Annotated in this window: 14 protein-coding genes; 6 read left to right on the top strand and 8 right to left on the bottom strand. The window is 32.3% G+C overall.

Annotated elements, in window-relative coordinates:
• Window positions 1-4: 4 nt before the first annotated feature.
• Window positions 5-2,731: a hypothetical protein gene (locus ACH5TX_RS13445; RefSeq protein ID WP_439340014.1), complete on the bottom strand. Its 2,727-nt coding sequence runs from the start codon at window positions 2,729-2,731 to the stop codon at window positions 5-7.
• 139 nt (window positions 2,732-2,870) lie between these two features.
• Between ACH5TX_RS13445 and ACH5TX_RS13440 the strand changes: the two genes are divergently transcribed.
• The 6 genes from ACH5TX_RS13440 (at window position 2,871) to ACH5TX_RS13415 (ending at window position 8,827) form a co-directional block, all read left to right on the top strand.
• Window positions 2,871-3,992: a CNNM domain-containing protein gene (locus ACH5TX_RS13440; protein ID WP_439340013.1), complete on the top strand. Its 1,122-nt coding sequence runs from the start codon at window positions 2,871-2,873 to the stop codon at window positions 3,990-3,992.
• Window positions 3,992-4,465, top strand: a complete 474-nt coding sequence (locus ACH5TX_RS13435; protein WP_439340012.1) for a methylated-DNA--[protein]-cysteine S-methyltransferase — start codon at window positions 3,992-3,994, stop codon at window positions 4,463-4,465. The genes ACH5TX_RS13440 and ACH5TX_RS13435 overlap by 1 nt, the downstream gene beginning before the upstream one ends.
• A 159-nt stretch (window positions 4,466-4,624) precedes the next feature.
• Complete coding sequence (locus tag ACH5TX_RS13430; protein ID WP_439340011.1) at window positions 4,625-5,221, top strand: TetR/AcrR family transcriptional regulator; 597 nt, start codon at window positions 4,625-4,627, stop codon at window positions 5,219-5,221.
• Window positions 5,222-5,289: 68 nt separating this feature from the next.
• Entirely contained in the window at window positions 5,290-6,435 is a 1,146-nt protein-coding gene (locus ACH5TX_RS13425; RefSeq protein WP_439340010.1) for a serine hydrolase domain-containing protein, read from the top strand.
• Complete coding sequence (locus ACH5TX_RS13420; protein ID WP_439340009.1) at window positions 6,432-7,151, top strand: 3'-5' exonuclease; 720 nt, start codon at window positions 6,432-6,434, stop codon at window positions 7,149-7,151. The genes ACH5TX_RS13425 and ACH5TX_RS13420 overlap by 4 nt, the downstream gene beginning before the upstream one ends.
• Window positions 7,148-8,827, top strand: a complete 1,680-nt coding sequence (locus ACH5TX_RS13415; RefSeq protein ID WP_439340008.1) for an ABC transporter ATP-binding protein — start codon at window positions 7,148-7,150, stop codon at window positions 8,825-8,827. Before ACH5TX_RS13420 ends, ACH5TX_RS13415 begins: the two co-directional genes overlap by 4 nt.
• Before the next feature lie 301 nt (window positions 8,828-9,128).
• Here ACH5TX_RS13415 and ACH5TX_RS13410 read toward each other — a convergent pair whose 3' ends face one another.
• The 7 genes from ACH5TX_RS13410 to ACH5TX_RS13380 all read right to left on the bottom strand — a co-directional run bounded on the left by ACH5TX_RS13410 (window position 9,129) and on the right by ACH5TX_RS13380 (window position 16,659).
• Window positions 9,129-9,782: a CoA transferase subunit B gene (locus ACH5TX_RS13410; protein WP_439340007.1), complete on the bottom strand. Its 654-nt coding sequence runs from the start codon at window positions 9,780-9,782 to the stop codon at window positions 9,129-9,131.
• Window positions 9,783-9,880: 98 nt separating this feature from the next.
• On the bottom strand, window positions 9,881-10,582 hold the full coding sequence (locus tag ACH5TX_RS13405) for a CoA transferase subunit A (RefSeq protein WP_439336393.1): 702 nt from the start codon (window positions 10,580-10,582) through the stop codon (window positions 9,881-9,883).
• A 142-nt stretch (window positions 10,583-10,724) separates the two neighbouring features.
• Window positions 10,725-13,073, bottom strand: coding sequence for a penicillin-binding protein 1A (locus ACH5TX_RS13400; RefSeq protein ID WP_439340006.1), 2,349 nt, complete (start codon window positions 13,071-13,073; stop codon window positions 10,725-10,727).
• A 66-nt stretch (window positions 13,074-13,139) separates the two neighbouring features.
• Window positions 13,140-13,643, bottom strand: coding sequence for a gliding motility lipoprotein GldH (locus tag ACH5TX_RS13395; RefSeq protein ID WP_439340005.1), 504 nt, complete (start codon window positions 13,641-13,643; stop codon window positions 13,140-13,142).
• Entirely contained in the window at window positions 13,630-14,952 is a 1,323-nt protein-coding gene (locus ACH5TX_RS13390; RefSeq protein WP_439340004.1) for a PSP1 domain-containing protein, read from the bottom strand. The genes ACH5TX_RS13395 and ACH5TX_RS13390 overlap by 14 nt, the downstream gene beginning before the upstream one ends.
• Window positions 14,953-15,184: 232 nt before the next feature.
• Window positions 15,185-15,415, bottom strand: coding sequence for a ferredoxin (locus ACH5TX_RS13385; RefSeq protein ID WP_439340003.1), 231 nt, complete (start codon window positions 15,413-15,415; stop codon window positions 15,185-15,187).
• A complete protein-coding gene (locus tag ACH5TX_RS13380) occupies window positions 15,415-16,659 on the bottom strand; it encodes a peptidase U32 family protein (protein ID WP_439340002.1) in 1,245 nt (414 codons plus the stop codon). Before ACH5TX_RS13380 ends, ACH5TX_RS13385 begins: the two co-directional genes overlap by 1 nt.

Raw genomic sequence — 16,659 nt, 5'->3', positions numbered from 1 at the left:
CTACTTACCTTTCAAGTTTTTCTTCAACGGTATAAGTCGTTTCTTGATAGCCTATTTTTCCATCTGCTGTGATGGTTTCAATAACTACTAACATATCTCCTATATCGTCAGCATTATAGAATTCAGCAACAGCTTTACCATCTGTATTGGTTTGCAAATTAGCGTTCCAATAAACCAACGATCTTAAATCTGGTATTTTCCAATCTTGAGTTGTTAAGTTTTCGTATTTGGGTGCATAAAATTCTCGAGGTGTTGAAAATACGGGAATGGTCTTTTTTGAAATACCATGTGTTCTTTGTACACTAAACAACCCTTTACCTGCATAAGTGTAAATATTTATAAAAGAAATTGTTGCCATAGGATCTAAAGCCATAGGGTTACCTAACACTTCATTTACATATTTTAATGAATTCTTTGGATTTTTTATTATTTCTACACTTTTAATTTCCTCTGTAGGCAAACTTTCAATTAATGAATAATTCTCAATTTTTACTGGCACCCCATCTATAATAATGAAAGTGAAATTAGCTCCATGAACATTTGCGTATAAAAACCCGCCATTTCTACCGACTCTTCTTACACTCAATTCTCTAGGGTAATTAAAAAGAAGAATACTATATAACCCAAACGACCACTTTTTTATTTTACTCTGCAATTCTTTATCTTCAATTACAACATCTGGTGGCCCGTGTAGTTTCATCATTTTTTCTCGTTGCGGTGTCAATTTATAGCCATCTAATAAAACTTCATCAAGTTCTATGGTTCCTTCTGATTTTCTAAAAGCATCAATAACTTTTTCATGCGCTTTCGCTTTTTCCAAAAAGGCATCAATGATGGTATCTACAACTTCAATCTTTTTTTGAGGATTATACTGGATTTTAGGAACCTTTTTTTTATCCAATCTAATAGTATAATCTTTATTTTTTCCTTTTTTATTCTTAGACTGAATTACAACTTCTAAGTTGTCTTCATACACATCGTCTATATTAAAATTAAATAAGCCTGTACTATCTACTTGTTGTGTATAAAACTCTTTAGCGCCATCACCAAAAGTTATCATTATTAAATCAACTGATTTTTTTGATAGCTTAGTAGCATTTATGACTTCACCTATTCTACCTTTTACAGTAAGTCCTTTTTCTGGTTCATTAATAAATATACTTTTTGGGGTTTTATAATTATACTTTCTCCATCCTTGTGTAAGCATTAAAACATCAAGATCTTCAGATTTATTTTCATCTTTAAAATAATATCCTGAATCTTCAATTTCACCTTTTAATTCTGAAGATAACAAAAAGTAAGACCGTATGTTTTGACGTAATGCCTGCATATCGCCTAATTGATCTTTATTAATAACTAAAACAGATAAATTCCCATTTACAGGGACATCATTAAAATCTTTAATGTCTATGTTAAGCTTAATTTTATCTCGCTGTCCATAAACAGTTTGGTTTGGTTTAACTACAATGTTTAATTGTTCCTTTTTATTAATATTGAAAAATAAACGTTCGCAAACAGGAATTTGATTACTGTTAAAAATGGTAAATTCTATTATACCTTCGGGGAATAAGGCTTTTTCAAATTGTTTGTAAAAGGTCTTACCTTTTATTTTAATATTAGAATAATAATCTGTTACCCCTCTATGTCTTACTCGTAAAGAAATTGATTTATCTTCGAAAGAAGGATTGGAACTGACTAAAACATTTATATGTTTTTCATCTTCAGTAATATTTAATACCATTCCAACCGAAGAAGCCTTAGGGAAAGGATATTTAATAACGGCCCCTTGACTACCAGTTATAGTCCCATAATATTGTTTATTAAGTTGCGGTGTAAACGGCACTTTCCCCATACCTAAATGATTACTTTTAAAGGTAGAAATTATCTGCCCTTCTTCGTCTACGATGTTTCCTGTAACTTCTTTTCCCTTACCAGCATAATCAATAGCTTTAAAGCCTACAACACTTTTTAAGCCACTCACCAATACGCCTCCTTCAGGGAAAAACTGAAGATCTAATTCATCTTCATTTAATGCGATGGTTTTAGAAAAACTATTAAAATTATCCAAATTTAATTGTAAAGTAGCTTGCTTAGTTTCTTCAGGTAAAGGATGGTCAAAATTATAATAGCCTGTTTTATCTTTTTTTACTTCTAAAGAATCTGCTTTTCCATCTAAAGTTAAATAGACTTTAAGTTTTCCCTTGAATTTAGCATCTATCAATGACGGATTTAATTGTGCCGAAAGTTTAAACGTTTCACTATCTGTTTTGGTTAATGTTACTGCTTGTATCGGGTCTGCTTTCTCTTCTAATGTATGAATTTGGATATATTGATTGAATATAAAGTCTTGCTCGAAATTAGTATTCCACTTTGTATAAGCTCTAATTAAATATTGTCCAGATTCATAATTTTGAAGACTGAAAGAAGCGTCTGCTAGTCCATTGTTAAGCTTTAGTAAACGCTTGTCTATAATTTTTTTGTACGGATTAATTAACTCCACATACAATATACCGCTTAAATCGGTTGGTATATGGTTTGATGCTTTTGTAACGATAGCTTTAAACCAAATGGTTTCACTTGATGTATATACAGTTTTATCTAACTGTAAATACACTTTTTCGGCATACGACTCATGAGAAGGAATTATATGAGGATTATCTGGTGAAACCTGTGCATATAGAATGCTTCTAATAAAAAGGAAGAAAACTATATGAAGAAAAAATGGTTTCAAATTAATATTTTATATCTATTTTGTTAAAAGTAAAAAAATACTCACTAATGTAATATAAAAGTAGCAAAAAATCACAAATCACTTCTTCTAACTTTTTATGAAATTGATTTCGTAATTTAGCATAAATTTAAAATCTCTTATGGCATTATTACTTTTCTACGGAATCATTTCAATATTCTTTTCTTTTTTATGTTCCATTCTAGAAGCTGTTCTACTAAGCGTTACACCTACTTTTATAAATGTTAAGAAGAAAGAAAACAAAGGATACGCTACAGATTTAGAAACTTTAAAAAAAGACGTAGACAGACCGCTAATAGCAATTCTTACTCTTAACACTATTGCTCATACTGTTGGAGCGATACTAGTTGGTGTACAAGCAAAAGTGGCATATACAGAACTATACGGGTCTCAAACAACATCGTTTTTAGGTATTGAATTTACCGAAGAAATAATGGTTGGAGTGGTATCGTCAATTATGACGCTTTTAATATTAGTAGCATCAGAAATTATTCCTAAAACCATTGGAGCCACCTATTGGAAAAGCTTTGCGAACTTCACAACAAAAGCTTTAAAAATTTTAATATTCCCTTTAAAATGGACGGGTATTTTATGGCTTTTACAACTTACTACAAAATTAATTGGCGGTAAAGGACATCACGGAAGTGTATTAAGTCGTGAAGATTTTCATGTAATGACCGACATGGCTCATGAAGAAGGTGTGTTTTTAGAAAGCGAAAGTAAAGTAATTAAAAACTTACTAACCTTTAAAGATGTTATGGCTAAAAATGTTATGACACCTAGAACGGTTATGAAAGTTGAAGACGATAACACAACGGTAGAAGACTTTTTTAAAAGAAACCTCAACCTCCGTTTTTCAAGAATTCCTATTTATTCTGATAATCCAGATAATATAAAAGGTCTCGTTTTAAAAGATGAAGTTTTTAAAGAAATGGCACTTGGTAATGGCTCAAAAAAGCTATTAGATTTAAAACGCCATATCATTATAATAAATAGAGACTTACCCATTCCTAAACTGTTTGAACAACTTGTTGAAACAAGAAACCACATGGCTTTAGTTGTTGATGAATACGGAACAGTTAGTGGTTTAGTTACTATGGAAGATGTTATTGAAACATTACTTGGACTTGAAATTATGGACGAAAGTGATAATGTTAGTGATTTACAACACCAAGCAAGGAAAAACTGGGAAGCACGTGCGAAAAAATTAGGCATTATAGAAAATCCTAAAACTGAAGACTAATGGAAACTTGCATCATTAAATCTCCTTTAGGCTTTACTAAAATTCTTGGAGACATTAATGGTATTTCATCAGTTACTGTTCTTAACTCAGAAGAAAAAACTACAGATATAATTCCCATAGAATTAGAAGATTGTGTCATTCAGTTAAATGAATACTTTGAAGGTTCTAGAAAACAATTTGATTTAAATTTAAACCCGCAAGGAACCGATTTTCAAAAAAAAGTGTGGGATGCTTTATTAAATATTCCTTACGGCAAAACCACTTCTTATCTAGGACTTTCTAAACAGTTAGGCGATGTAAAAGCTATTAGAGCTGTTGCTAATGCCAATGGTAAAAACCCCCTTTGGATTATCATTCCCTGTCATCGAGTTATTGGTTCAAACGGTAGTTTAACCGGTTACGCAGGTGGTTTACATCGGAAAAAATGGTTATTAGACCACGAGAGTCCTTTCAAGCAACTATCGTTGTTTTAACGTTCAACAATCTTTTTCACAACTTCAATAAACACACAAAGTCCTTTATTTTCAAGTATTTAAAACCTAAATGCTTTGTTTTTTATTTCATGAGATATTTGTCTCACAAAAATTTTAATCGCTTTTTTGTATATTTATTTTTTATAAGACAAAAATCTCATGAGTGATCTCGCATTAAATTCAGGGCGTAAAGCACAAAAGGAAAAAACAAGACTTAAAATATTAAACACCACACAAGAGCTATTAAAACAAGGCCAAAACTTTAGTCTTGAAGATATAGCTAAAGCTTCTAATATTTCTAGAGCTACTATATATCGTTATTTTTCGAACATCGATATTTTATGTTCTGAGGCGAGTTTAGAAATTCTAACAAAATCTACAGAAAATACATTTCTAGAAACTAAACATCTTCCAATAATAGAACGCATATTATACATTCAAGATTATTTTAATGAATTAGCAATAAATAACGAAGCAGCATTCCGTAAATATTTAAGTATTTACTTAAAAGAAGACGATTCATATAAAACACAACTAACAAAAAGTTCCAAAAGAATGGCAGCATTAAAATTAGCGCTTATTCCTTATAGAAATCAAATTGAAAAGGATGTTTATAATAAACTATTATCTGTTTCAACAGCTTTAATGGGAATAGAATGTATTATTACTTCCAAAGACATTTGCAAATTAAATAATAGAGAAACAAAAGCATCTTTAGCATGGGGGTTAAGAATTATACTAAGCAGTATTTTTTAAAAAAGCATAGATGAATCGTTTCATGTTGGGTTTTATTATTATATTTAATTCAACTAAACATTAAGTAAATGAAATTTCTAAAAAAGTTCTTTAAATGGCTTATTATTACAATTATAGCACTTATAGCTTTACTTTATATTTTTGATTACGGCTACATAATTAGAGGTGCTAAAATTGTTTACTTTACAGGTCATAATACAGCTTTTATTGACGACTATCCTTATTTTGAAAACGACACAATAAAAACAGGAAACAACACGAGTCCTTGGTTAAACCATAAAGATTATAATACTGTAAAAGAAACTGAAAAACTTTCTACAGTTAATAAAGATTGGGGAACCATAGCGTATCTAATCATAAAAAATGACAGTATTTGGTTTGAAAACTACTATGATGAGTTTAATAAAAACTCTAAAACCAATTCGTTTTCTATGGCAAAAAGCATTGTAACGTCTTTACTAGGAAAAGCTATTATGGATGGGTACATTAAAAATTTAGACCAACCTATAAGCGATTTTTACCCACAATATAACTATGCAAAAACTACAGTTGGCGATTTAGCCTCCATGGCTTCTGGCCTCGATTGGGTAGAACATTACACAAGTCCGTTTTCAGTAACAGCAAGAGCTAATTATGATGATGATTTAGCTGAAACTATCTTAAATCAAAAGGTAGTTAAAACCCCAGGTGTAGAATTTGAATATTTAAGCGGAAGCACCCAATTACTTGGAATGATTATTCAAAAAGCAACAAAAAAATCGCTTTCAAATTATCTTTCTGAAAGCTTTTGGCAGCCTATGGGAGCAACCGATGATGCCCTTTGGCAATTAGATGATGAAGACCACAAACTAGCAAAAGCTTTCTGTTGTATTTCTAGTAATGCTAGAGATTTTGCGCGCTTTGGTAAACTATATAAAGACCATGGTAAATGGAATGGTAAACAAATTTTAGACTCTGCATTTGTAGCAAAATCTATAACGCCAAGATTTAAAGAAAGTCCAGAATATGGTTATGGATGGTGGCTAAAAAAAGTTGGAGATAAGCACTTTTTTATGATGCGTGGGCATCTAGGACAATACGTTATAGTAGAGCCTAATGACAATGTTATTATTGTTCGCTTAGGACATAGAAAATCACCAGATGAAGGTGTTGGTGAGTTTACAGATGACATTTCAATTTATATTGAAGAAGCTTATAAAATGTTAAATGAATGATTGCTAAATTACATCTTGAAAACATATTATTTCTAGATATTGAAACCGTACCAGAAGTACAGTATTTCTCTGAATTGGATGAAACCAAACAAGCACTTTGGGAACACAAATCTAAATACCAACGAAAAGATGAATTCACAGCTGAAGAGTTTTATGACAGAGCAGGTATTTGGGCAGAATTTGGTAAAATAGTATGCATATCTGTAGGGTACTTTATCTTTAAAGGTGATTCAAGACAGTTTAGAGTCACCTCCTTTTATGGCGATGAAATTACCATTTTAAAAGACTTTAAAAACCTATTAAGTTCTCATTTTAATCAAACCAAACATTTACTTTGTGCTCATAATGGTAAGGAATTCGACTTTCCATATATAGCACGTCGTATGATAATTCATAATATAGAATTACCATACAAACTAAATCTTTTTGGCAAAAAACCTTGGGAGGTGCCTCATTTAGACACCTTAGAATTATGGAAATTTGGAGATTATAAAAGTTACACCTCACTAAAACTATTAACTCATGTTTTAGGCATTCCATCACCAAAAGACGATATTGATGGTAGCGAAGTCTATCGTGTTTATTACGAAGAAAAGGAAGTGGACAGAATTATTATCTATTGCGAAAAAGATACTATTGCCGTAGCTCAAATATTTTTACGTTTACGAGGTGATGATTTATTAAGTAACGATGAAATTATGCATATATATAAATGACAAAAGAAACTATATTAAACGTTAAAAATTTATCTATTTCATTTGGAAAAAATGAAGTCATTCATAATATTTCATACAAATTAGAAAAGAATGAAATTTTAGGAATTGTTGGAGAGTCTGGTTCTGGAAAATCAGTATCTTCATTAGCTATACTAGGGCTTCTTCCTAAAAATATTTCAAAAATAAATTTTGGTAGCATTACATATAATGAAGAAGAACTAACCAAGATTTCACCAAAATTATTTCAAAAAATTAGAGGTAATAAAATTGCCATGATTTTTCAAGAACCTATGAGTTCTTTAAACCCATCTATGACTTGTGGAAAACAGGTTCAGGAAATATTATTACAACACACAAAACTCACAAAACAAGAAGCCAAAAATGAAACACTTTTACTTTTTGAAAAAGTTAAACTTCCCGAAGTAAAAACAACGTATCATAAATATCCACACGAAATTTCTGGTGGACAAAAGCAACGTGTCATGATTGCTATGGCTATTGCTTGTAAACCCGATATTTTAATAGCAGACGAACCTACTACCGCTCTTGATGTTACCGTACAAAAAGAGATTATTAAACTCATTAAAGATCTACAATCAGAAACCAAAATGAGCGTGATATTTATTACGCACGATTTATCTCTAATTTCTGAAATTGCTAATCGTGTGTTAGTAATGTACAAAGGTAATATTGTTGAAGAAGGAGCTGTAACAAACATTTTTAATAATCCGCAACATAATTACACCAAGGCACTTATAAACTCTCGTCCGTCTTTAGATACCAGACTAAAAACACTACCAACCATTGACGATTATTTAAATAATACGGTTTCAAACACAATTATAACCCCAGAAGAACGTAAACAAAATCACGAAAAATTATATAGTAAAACGCCTTTACTAGAAGTTGTTAATGTTGAAAAAGAATATATAACAAAAGGGAACTGGTTTAACAAAGCAAAGACTTTTAAAGCTGTAAACGATGTTAGTTTTAAATTATATGAAGGGGAAACTTTAGGTTTGGTAGGCGAATCTGGTTGCGGGAAATCAACCTTAGGAAATGCCATACTTCAACTAGATAAAGCGACTGCTGGACAAATTTTATATGATGGCATAGATATTACAAAGCTTTCTAAAACGGAGACTAGAAAACTTAGGAAAGACATTCAAATTATTTTTCAAGACCCTTATTCCTCTTTAAACCCTCGAATTCCTGTTGGTGAAGCCATTATGGAACCTATGAAAGTACATCAACTTTTTAATTCTGATAAAGAACGCAAAGAAAAAGTTATAGATATTTTAAATCGGGTTGGTTTATCTGAAGATTATTTTAACCGGTATCCTCATGAATTTTCTGGCGGACAAAGACAGCGTATTGGTATCGCAAGAACCATTGCACTACAACCTAAATTGATTGTTTGTGACGAATCGGTTTCTGCTTTAGACATATCAGTTCAAGCGCAAGTACTCAATTTATTAAACGAACTTAAAGACACTTTTGGATTTACTTATATATTTATTTCGCACGATCTAGCTGTGGTAAAATACATGAGCGATCAACTATTAGTAATGAATAAAGGTAAAATAGAAGAATTGGACGATGCTGATATTATATATAAGTCGCCTCAAAAAGAGTACACAAAAAAATTAATTCATGCTATCCCAAAAGGATTATAGCATGAATATTTTTTTTGTTAAATAGACTAAGCCTTTAAAAAACCGTAAATTTTCTTTTACAGTTTCTTTGAATTTGCTCTCGTCATTTGTAGGTTGTTCAGGTAGATTTGTTGCAATATTCATAAGCGTAAAATTCATGATAGATTTGGGGCAAATCTATAATTTAACTTGGTTTGTTTGGGAGTACTAATATCAGACATCTTTTTAATAAATCAGCTAAAAAACACAAAAAATCGATGAAATACGTATTTTTTTAACTTTTAATCGATTTCTTATGTTTGATTTATTTTTTTATGAAGCTTTAAAGACTCATTTCAGGAATATCACCTTCAATAATTAAAGTCCCTTCTGTAGCTCTTTTTATAGTTTCAACAGTAACACCTGGAGCACGTTCTAAAAGTTTAAACCCATCACTAGTTACCTCAAGCACTGCCAAATTAGTGACTATTTTTTTCACACAACCAACACCTGTAAGTGGTAATGAGCATTTTTTCAACAACTTAGATTCGCCTCTTTTATTGGTATGCGTCATGGCTACAATAATATTTTCGGCACTAGCTACTAAATCCATGGCACCTCCCATACCTTTTACCATGCGTCCTGGAATCTTCCAATTGGCTATATCGCCATTTTCAGCAACCTCCATGGCTCCTAAAATAGTTAAGTCTACATGTTGTCCACGAATCATAGAAAAGCTCATAGCTGAATCGAAAAAACTAGCACCTGGCAATGTTGTAATAGTTTGCTTTCCTGCGTTAATAACATCGGCATCTTCTTCTCCTTCAAAAGGAAAAGGCCCCATGCCTAAAACACCGTTTTCACTTTGAAATTCTACTTCTATATCGTTACGAACATAATTAGCGACTAAAGTTGGTATGCCAATACCTAGATTAACATAATAACCATCTTGCACTTCTTTTGCTATACGCTTTGCTATTCCTGTTTTATCTAACATCTATCTTTTCTTTTGTCATTCCTGCGAAAGCAGGAATCTTTTTAATTAAACCTTAATTTTTAAAAAGAGTATCCCTGTCTTCGCAGGAATAACAACCTCTATTCTTTTACTCTCACAGTACGTTGTTCAATACGCTTTTCATAGGTTTCTCCTTGAAAAATACGTTGAACAAAAATTCCTGGGATATGTATTTGATTAGGATCTAAAGTTCCTAATGGCACTAATTCTTCAACCTCAGCAACCGTTATTTTAGCTGCTCCACACATATTGGGATTAAAATTTCTAGCGGTTCCTTTAAAAATCAAGTTTCCTGCTGCATCACCTTTCCAAGCTTTTACAAAAGCAAAGTCCGCTTTAAAAGCATGCTCTAATACATACATTTTACCATCAAACTCTCTGGTTTCTTTACCTTCTGCAACTTCTGTTCCGTAACCTGCAGGCGTATAAATGGCTGGAAATCCTGCTTGAGCAGCTCGACAACGTTCGGCCAATGTTCCTTGAGGAATTAATTCTACATCTAATTCTCCCGAAAGCATTTGGCGCTCAAATTCGTCATTCTCACCTACATAAGAAGATACCATTTTTTTTATTTGCTTTTGTTGAAGTAATAATCCTAATCCAAAATCGTCTACACCTGCATTGTTAGAAATACAGGTTAAACCTTTTACGCCAAGTTTTACTAATTGCCCTATAGCATTTTCAGGAATACCACTAAGCCCAAAACCACCAAGCATAAAAGTCATGTTATCTGAAACGCCTTGAAGAGCCAATTCAACATTATTTACTTTTTTATTAATCATTATTATCAATTTTATGCATATAAAATTACGAATAATAGAATTATAATGAGTAATCAATGTCAAACAAAAACCATTCAAAATAAATGGTTTTTGTCTATTTCTATTTTAAAAGAGAATAAATTCTTGTTAGAAGAAGAAAATACTAAAAATCTAAATCGTCTGGCGTATCATCAGAATCATCATCAATAACCGTTGTATCATCATCAACTTTTGAACAATCTACATTTATTGATAGATCAGCAGGTTCTTCAAAATCTTCTTTAGAGATATTCAAAGCTTCATCAGCATAACAACTTTTCATATAAACACCCCAAATAGGTAATGCCATAGCAGCTCCTTGACCGTAAGTAATCGTTTTAAAATGCGCAGCTCTATCTTCGGCTCCAACCCATACACCTGTTACCAAATTAGGCACTATACCCATAAACCAACCATCACTTTGGTTTTGTGTAGTTCCAGTTTTTCCTGCTATAGGATTTGTAAAGTCATAAGGATAGCCTGTAATTATTTCTCTATAATCAACCCTGTAAGCGTCACGACCTTTTCCTCTTAACCTACCACCAGAACCAGATTGAGTAACCCCTTCCATAAGTTTTAAGGTAACATAAGCAGTTTCATCACTTAAAACATCGCGTGTTTCTGGTTTAAACTGATACAAAATAGTACCATTTTTATCTTCAATATTTGTAACCATTACAGGCTTCGTATACACTCCTTTATTAGCAAAAGCTGAATATGCTCCTACCATTTCGTAAACACTTAAATCGGGTGTTCCTAATGCTATAGATGGCACTGGTGGTATTTCAGACTCCACTCCTAGCTTTTCTGCTAAATCAGCTACTGTTTGCGGCCCCACTTTATCAATCAATCTTGCTGTTATAGTATTAACAGAATTCGCTAAAGCATTTTTTAAAGTTCTGTTACCTCCATAATCGTTATCTCCACCTGAATTTTTAGGGCACCACTCTTCAGGATTTCCATATTTATTTGCATCTATACAAAATGGTGTGTCTGGTAACTCATCGCATGGTGACAAATGAAGCTGATCAATCGCCGCAGTATAAACAAATGGCTTAAATGTAGAACCAACTTGACGTTTTCCTTGTTTAACCATATCGTACTGGAAATGGCGATAATTAATACCACCAACCCAAGCTTTCACATGCCCTGTTTGCGGATTCATAGACATCATGCCTGTGCGTAAAAATGACTTATAATAACGCATAGAATCTATAGGTTTCATAATCGTATCAACCTCACTAGCAACTCCTTTTTTCCAAGCAAAAACAGTCATTTTTGTTGGCTTATGAAAAGAAGCTATAATTTCTTTATTTGATTTACCTGCTTTTTTTAATATACGCCAGCGTTCCCCTTGTCTCATAGAACGATTTAATAAATCGTCAATTTCACTTTTATCTAACTCTAAAAACGGTGCTGTTGGATTACGTTTTGGGGTGTTTTGATTAAAGAACTCTGCTTGTAACCTTGACATATGTTGTTGTACAGCATTTTCAGCATATTGCTGCATACGAGAATCAATAGTTGTGTATATTTTTAAACCATCGCTATTAATATTCCATTTTGAGCCATCGGGCTTTGGGTTTTTCTTAATCCAATCCTTCATAAAACCTCTTAAATATTCTCTAAAATAAGTTGCCATACCCTCACGATGTGATTCTGGCGAATAATTTAAATCTAAATCGGTTTTTTGAAGTGAATCTTTTACAGCTTCAGTTATGTATTCATATTTATACATTTGAGCTAAAACAACATTACGCCTATTTTTAACCCCTACAGGATTCCTTCTAGGGTTATACAATGCAGAATTTTTAAACATACCTACTAACATCGCAGACTCTTTTAAATCAAGATCAATAGGTTCCTTACCAAAGTAGATTCTTGCTGCACTACGAATACCATCTGCATTATTTAAAAAATCATATATATTAAAATACTGAGCAATAATTTCTTCTTTGGTATATTGACGTTCTAAGCGAATAGCAATAATCCATTCTTTTATTTTTTGAGTAATTCTACCCAATGTGTTTTTAGATCCTTCACCGTGAAATAACTGTTTTGCAAGTTGTTGAGAAATAGTACTTGCCCCTCCACTACTTCCTAATTTAATGATAGCTCTTAATGTACCTCGAGCATCAATTCCTGAATGTTCTTGAAAACGCGCATCCTCGGTTGCAATTAAAGCATCTACTAAATCTGGTGATAAATCCTCATAGCTTACTGGTGTTCTATTATCATTAAAATAGAATTTACCAAGTGTTTTTCCATCCGAAGAAATAATTTCTGTCGCTAAGTTAGTTTCGGGGTTTTCTAATTGGGTGTGATCTGGCATATCACCAAAAACACCCCAAGATGCTAATAAAAAGATAAGAACCACCGATAGTATTCCTCCTAAAAATAAAATCCAAAACCAACGAATATATTTCGAAAAATCTTGAACTGGTGTTTTTGTGCTTTTTTTTGTTTTTGCCATGTACTTTATTTAATAAATACGTCTTAAAACTATTCTGATTATAATCAGAATAACGCGAAGTGACATTTAATTATTATTTATATGTTCTACTCTAAAACCAATATCTGTAATCCCCTCAAGCTCTGTTACACCATTTACTTTGCCGTTCTCACGCATAGCCTGCTGAATATTAACGGTATATTCTCCTGTTTCATTAAAAACAAATGGTGCATCTTGCCCCTTATACCAAAGTTTGTTTTCTTTAACATCGGTTAATCCAGTACCTAAAAGCTTTCCGCTAGGGTCTGCCATTCTGTATTCTAAAGTATCTTTTATAGTTTTCCCATGCGGATAAACCATTTCAACAATTAAAAACAAATTATTGTATTTGTAAGCATTTGTATTTCTTAAGTTTACAAACAAATTATAGTTTTTTATTGAATCTGGAGGTGTTACTTTAAACCCTATAATGGAATCTTTATGCCATACATTAGGCACTGATTTATATTCATCAAAAACACGATTTGAATCACAAGACACAAATACAAAAGAAAAAATTAAAAAAAATAACAAGACACTATTTCGCAACATTTTTATTGTTTTGAGGTTTAGGTTTTCTTTTATTATTGTTGTTTTTATTTCTATTATTTGGATTGGGCTTATTCTTTGGCGCCGCTTTTTTATTAGGTTGATTTCCTTGGTTACCCTGATTTGATTTTGGTTTGGGCTTCTGGTTAGGTTTCTGATTTCCTTTTTGATTACCTTTCTGATTAGGCTTTCTCCTATTGTTTCTACGTTTATTATTTGGTTTTGGACTATCAAAACGTGTTAAACTATCTTGACCAACAACGTTTTCAAACTCTGTTGCAGCTTCTTCTACAAGCTCTAACGCATATTCTTCAAGGCTTGCAATAGGTTTATTCTTTTTGTTAGCTTCAATAATTTCATTGGCTTGTTGTGTTGTTATTTTATGCCAATTCATCCATTCCCCCTCATAAGCATACCACATGTGTCCTTTAAAAATGTCTGTTTTTTGACAAACAGCCGTTCCTTTTTCAGTTTTAAGTTTAATATCTGTTTTAGGAAAACTTTTTAAAGCATCTAAATAAGAATCTAATTCATAATTTAAACAGCATTTTAACTTACCACATTGTCCAGCTAGTTTTTGAGGATTTAATGATAGTTGTTGGTAACGCGCTGCCGAAGTACTTACCGAACGGAAATCTGTTAACCAAGTAGAACAACATAATTCGCGTCCGCAAGAGCCAATACCTCCAAGCCTTGAAGCTTCTTGACGAAACCCTACTTGTTTCATTTCTATACGTGTTCTAAACTCACGCGCAAATACTTTAATAAGTTCACGAAAATCTACGCGTTCTTCTGCTGTATAGTAAAAGGTTGCTTTACTAGCATCACCTTGAAATTCAATATCTGAAATCTTCATTTGAAGTTTCAAATCAATTGCAAATTGACGCGCTTTAACCTTCATAGGCTCTTCTTTATCGCGTGCCGTTTGCCAAATATCAATATCTTTTTGACTTGCTTTTCTGTATATTTTTAATAATTCTTCTGGAGTTTCAGAAATATTTTTACGCTTCATTTGAACGCGCACCAATTCCCCCGTAAGGGTAACCATACCAATATCATGACCAGATTGTGCTTGTGTAGCAACAATATCGCCAATACTTAAGGTTAAATTTTCGGTGTTTTTATAGTAATTTTTTCTGCCGTTTTTAAAACGAACCTCAACCCAGTCGAATGGCTTTTCTCCATTAGGAAGCGACATGTTTGCTAGCCAATCAAAAACAGTTAATTTATTACAACTATCTGTACCACAAGTACCATTATTTTTGCAGCCTTTTGGAGAGCCGTCTTTAGTTGAGCAACTTGCGCAAGCCATATGTTATTATATATTGAATTCGTTAATAATTAGATTATTACGAATGAAGGTTTATAAATATTTTTAGTTTCCACTTTCACGAAAACAAGCATTAAAAAACAACTTTTTGAAATTAAATTTCTGAAAAAGCCGTTTGGATGTAAAGATAAGATTAAAATACCAACAAATAAAGAATTTCTTAAAACCAAAATTCTTATTTAGATTCCCGTTTTAATGGGAATGACAATTTCATTTAAACACTTTTAACATCTATAATCTTAACAGGACAAGCTTTTGAAGCATTCTCACAATCATCAAGAATAGCTTCTTCATTAGATTTTAATGTAAAAAACCCTTTTTTATCAACTCCATGTAACAAAACTGATTTCCCGTCCTTTTTTGACATTTGAAATTGTTTTGGCGCTAATTCTACGCAATAATTGCAGCCAATACATTTATTGCGCTGTAAAGTAATAACAACCATTATGCTTCTACTTTACTTTCAACAATTTTATACAACTTGTCGGATGGTCTAATTCTAAAACCTAACGGAATGGTTACCATATCGCCTTTTGTGCCTTTGGTACCTTTTTCATCATTCACCATCATTTCACCAACTTCAACTTCTTGAGCTCCGGTTGTTGGTCCTGTAATTAAAATAGTATCTCCAACAGAAATATCATAAGCTTCAATTTTAAACTCGCCAATTTGAGGTTTTGGAAAATAATGTGTTCCCTTTCCTAAATACACTTTCTTTTGAGTGGCGTGAGACCCTGAACCTGTTGCCCATTCACCTAATTTCTGCCCCAGATAATACCCATTCCAAAAACCTCGATTGTATACTTTTTCAAGTTCTTGCATCCAGGTAATTACCTTTTCTTTTTGATAGGTTCCTGCATTTAAACTATCAATAGCATCACGATAACAAGAAATGATTTTGGCAACGTATTCCGGCGCTCTTCCGCGACCTTCAATTTTTAAAACGGTAATACCCGCATTGACAACTTCATCTAAAATATCAATAGTACACAAATCTTTAGGAGACATAATATACTCATTATCAATTTCCATTTCAAAACCTGTTTCTTGCTCGATAACCGTATATTTTTTTCTACAATTTTGCTTGCAAGCTCCTCTATTTGCCGAAGAATTATAAGAATGCAAACTCATATAACATTTACCTGAAACAGCCATACAAAGTGCACCGTGTCCGAAAACTTCAATTTCTACAAGCTTTCCAGAGGGTCCTTTTATTTGGTCTTTTTCAATTTGTTCGGTTATCTTTTTTACCTGCCTTAAACTAAGCTCTCTACTTAACACCATCGTATCAGCAAACATGGCATAAAACTTTACCGTTTCTATATTAGTAATGTTTATTTGAGTAGAAATATGCACTTCCATGCCAATTTCTCTAGCCGCCATAATAACAGCTTGATCCATAGCAATTACAGCAGTAATTTTAGCTTCTTTAGCCTTATTTATTAAGGTCTTTACAATAGATAAATCGTGATCGTAAACAATGGTATTTAAAGTTAAATACGTTCTCACTTGCTTTAACTGACAACGTTTTGCTATTTCTGGTAAATCATCTAAAGTGAAATTAACAGAAGCTCTAGCACGCATATTTAATTGTTCAACACCAAAATACACAGAATCTGCACCATTATCTAAAGCAGCTTGCAAGGACTCAAAATTTCCTGCAGGCGCCATTAATTCTATTTTTTGCAT

This window comes from Thalassobellus citreus (assembly GCF_044385915.1).
Lineage (GTDB): Bacteria > Bacteroidota > Bacteroidia > Flavobacteriales > Flavobacteriaceae > Thalassobellus > Thalassobellus citreus.
This window is presented reverse-complemented; position numbering and strand designations above follow the sequence as displayed.

Coding starts and splice junctions, on each gene's coding strand:
- ACH5TX_RS13430 (WP_439340011.1), top strand. CDS start 4,625: ATGAGTGATCTCGCATTAAATTCAGGGCGTAAAGCACAAAAGGAAAAA.
- ACH5TX_RS13410 (WP_439340007.1), bottom strand. CDS start 9,782: ATGTTAGATAAAACAGGAATAGCAAAGCGTATAGCAAAAGAAGTGCAA.
- ACH5TX_RS13420 (WP_439340009.1), top strand. CDS start 6,432: ATGATTGCTAAATTACATCTTGAAAACATATTATTTCTAGATATTGAA.
- ACH5TX_RS13395 (WP_439340005.1), bottom strand. CDS start 13,643: ATGTTGCGAAATAGTGTCTTGTTATTTTTTTTAATTTTTTCTTTTGTA.
- ACH5TX_RS13400 (WP_439340006.1), bottom strand. CDS start 13,073: ATGGCAAAAACAAAAAAAAGCACAAAAACACCAGTTCAAGATTTTTCG.
- ACH5TX_RS13385 (WP_439340003.1), bottom strand. CDS start 15,415: ATGGTTGTTATTACTTTACAGCGCAATAAATGTATTGGCTGCAATTAT.
- ACH5TX_RS13390 (WP_439340004.1), bottom strand. CDS start 14,952: ATGGCTTGCGCAAGTTGCTCAACTAAAGACGGCTCTCCAAAAGGCTGC.
- ACH5TX_RS13435 (WP_439340012.1), top strand. CDS start 3,992: ATGGAAACTTGCATCATTAAATCTCCTTTAGGCTTTACTAAAATTCTT.
- ACH5TX_RS13405 (WP_439336393.1), bottom strand. CDS start 10,582: ATGATTAATAAAAAAGTAAATAATGTTGAATTGGCTCTTCAAGGCGTT.
- ACH5TX_RS13415 (WP_439340008.1), top strand. CDS start 7,148: ATGACAAAAGAAACTATATTAAACGTTAAAAATTTATCTATTTCATTT.
- ACH5TX_RS13425 (WP_439340010.1), top strand. CDS start 5,290: ATGAAATTTCTAAAAAAGTTCTTTAAATGGCTTATTATTACAATTATA.
- ACH5TX_RS13440 (WP_439340013.1), top strand. CDS start 2,871: ATGGCATTATTACTTTTCTACGGAATCATTTCAATATTCTTTTCTTTT.
- ACH5TX_RS13380 (WP_439340002.1), bottom strand. CDS start 16,659: ATGCAAAAAATAGAATTAATGGCGCCTGCAGGAAATTTTGAGTCCTTG.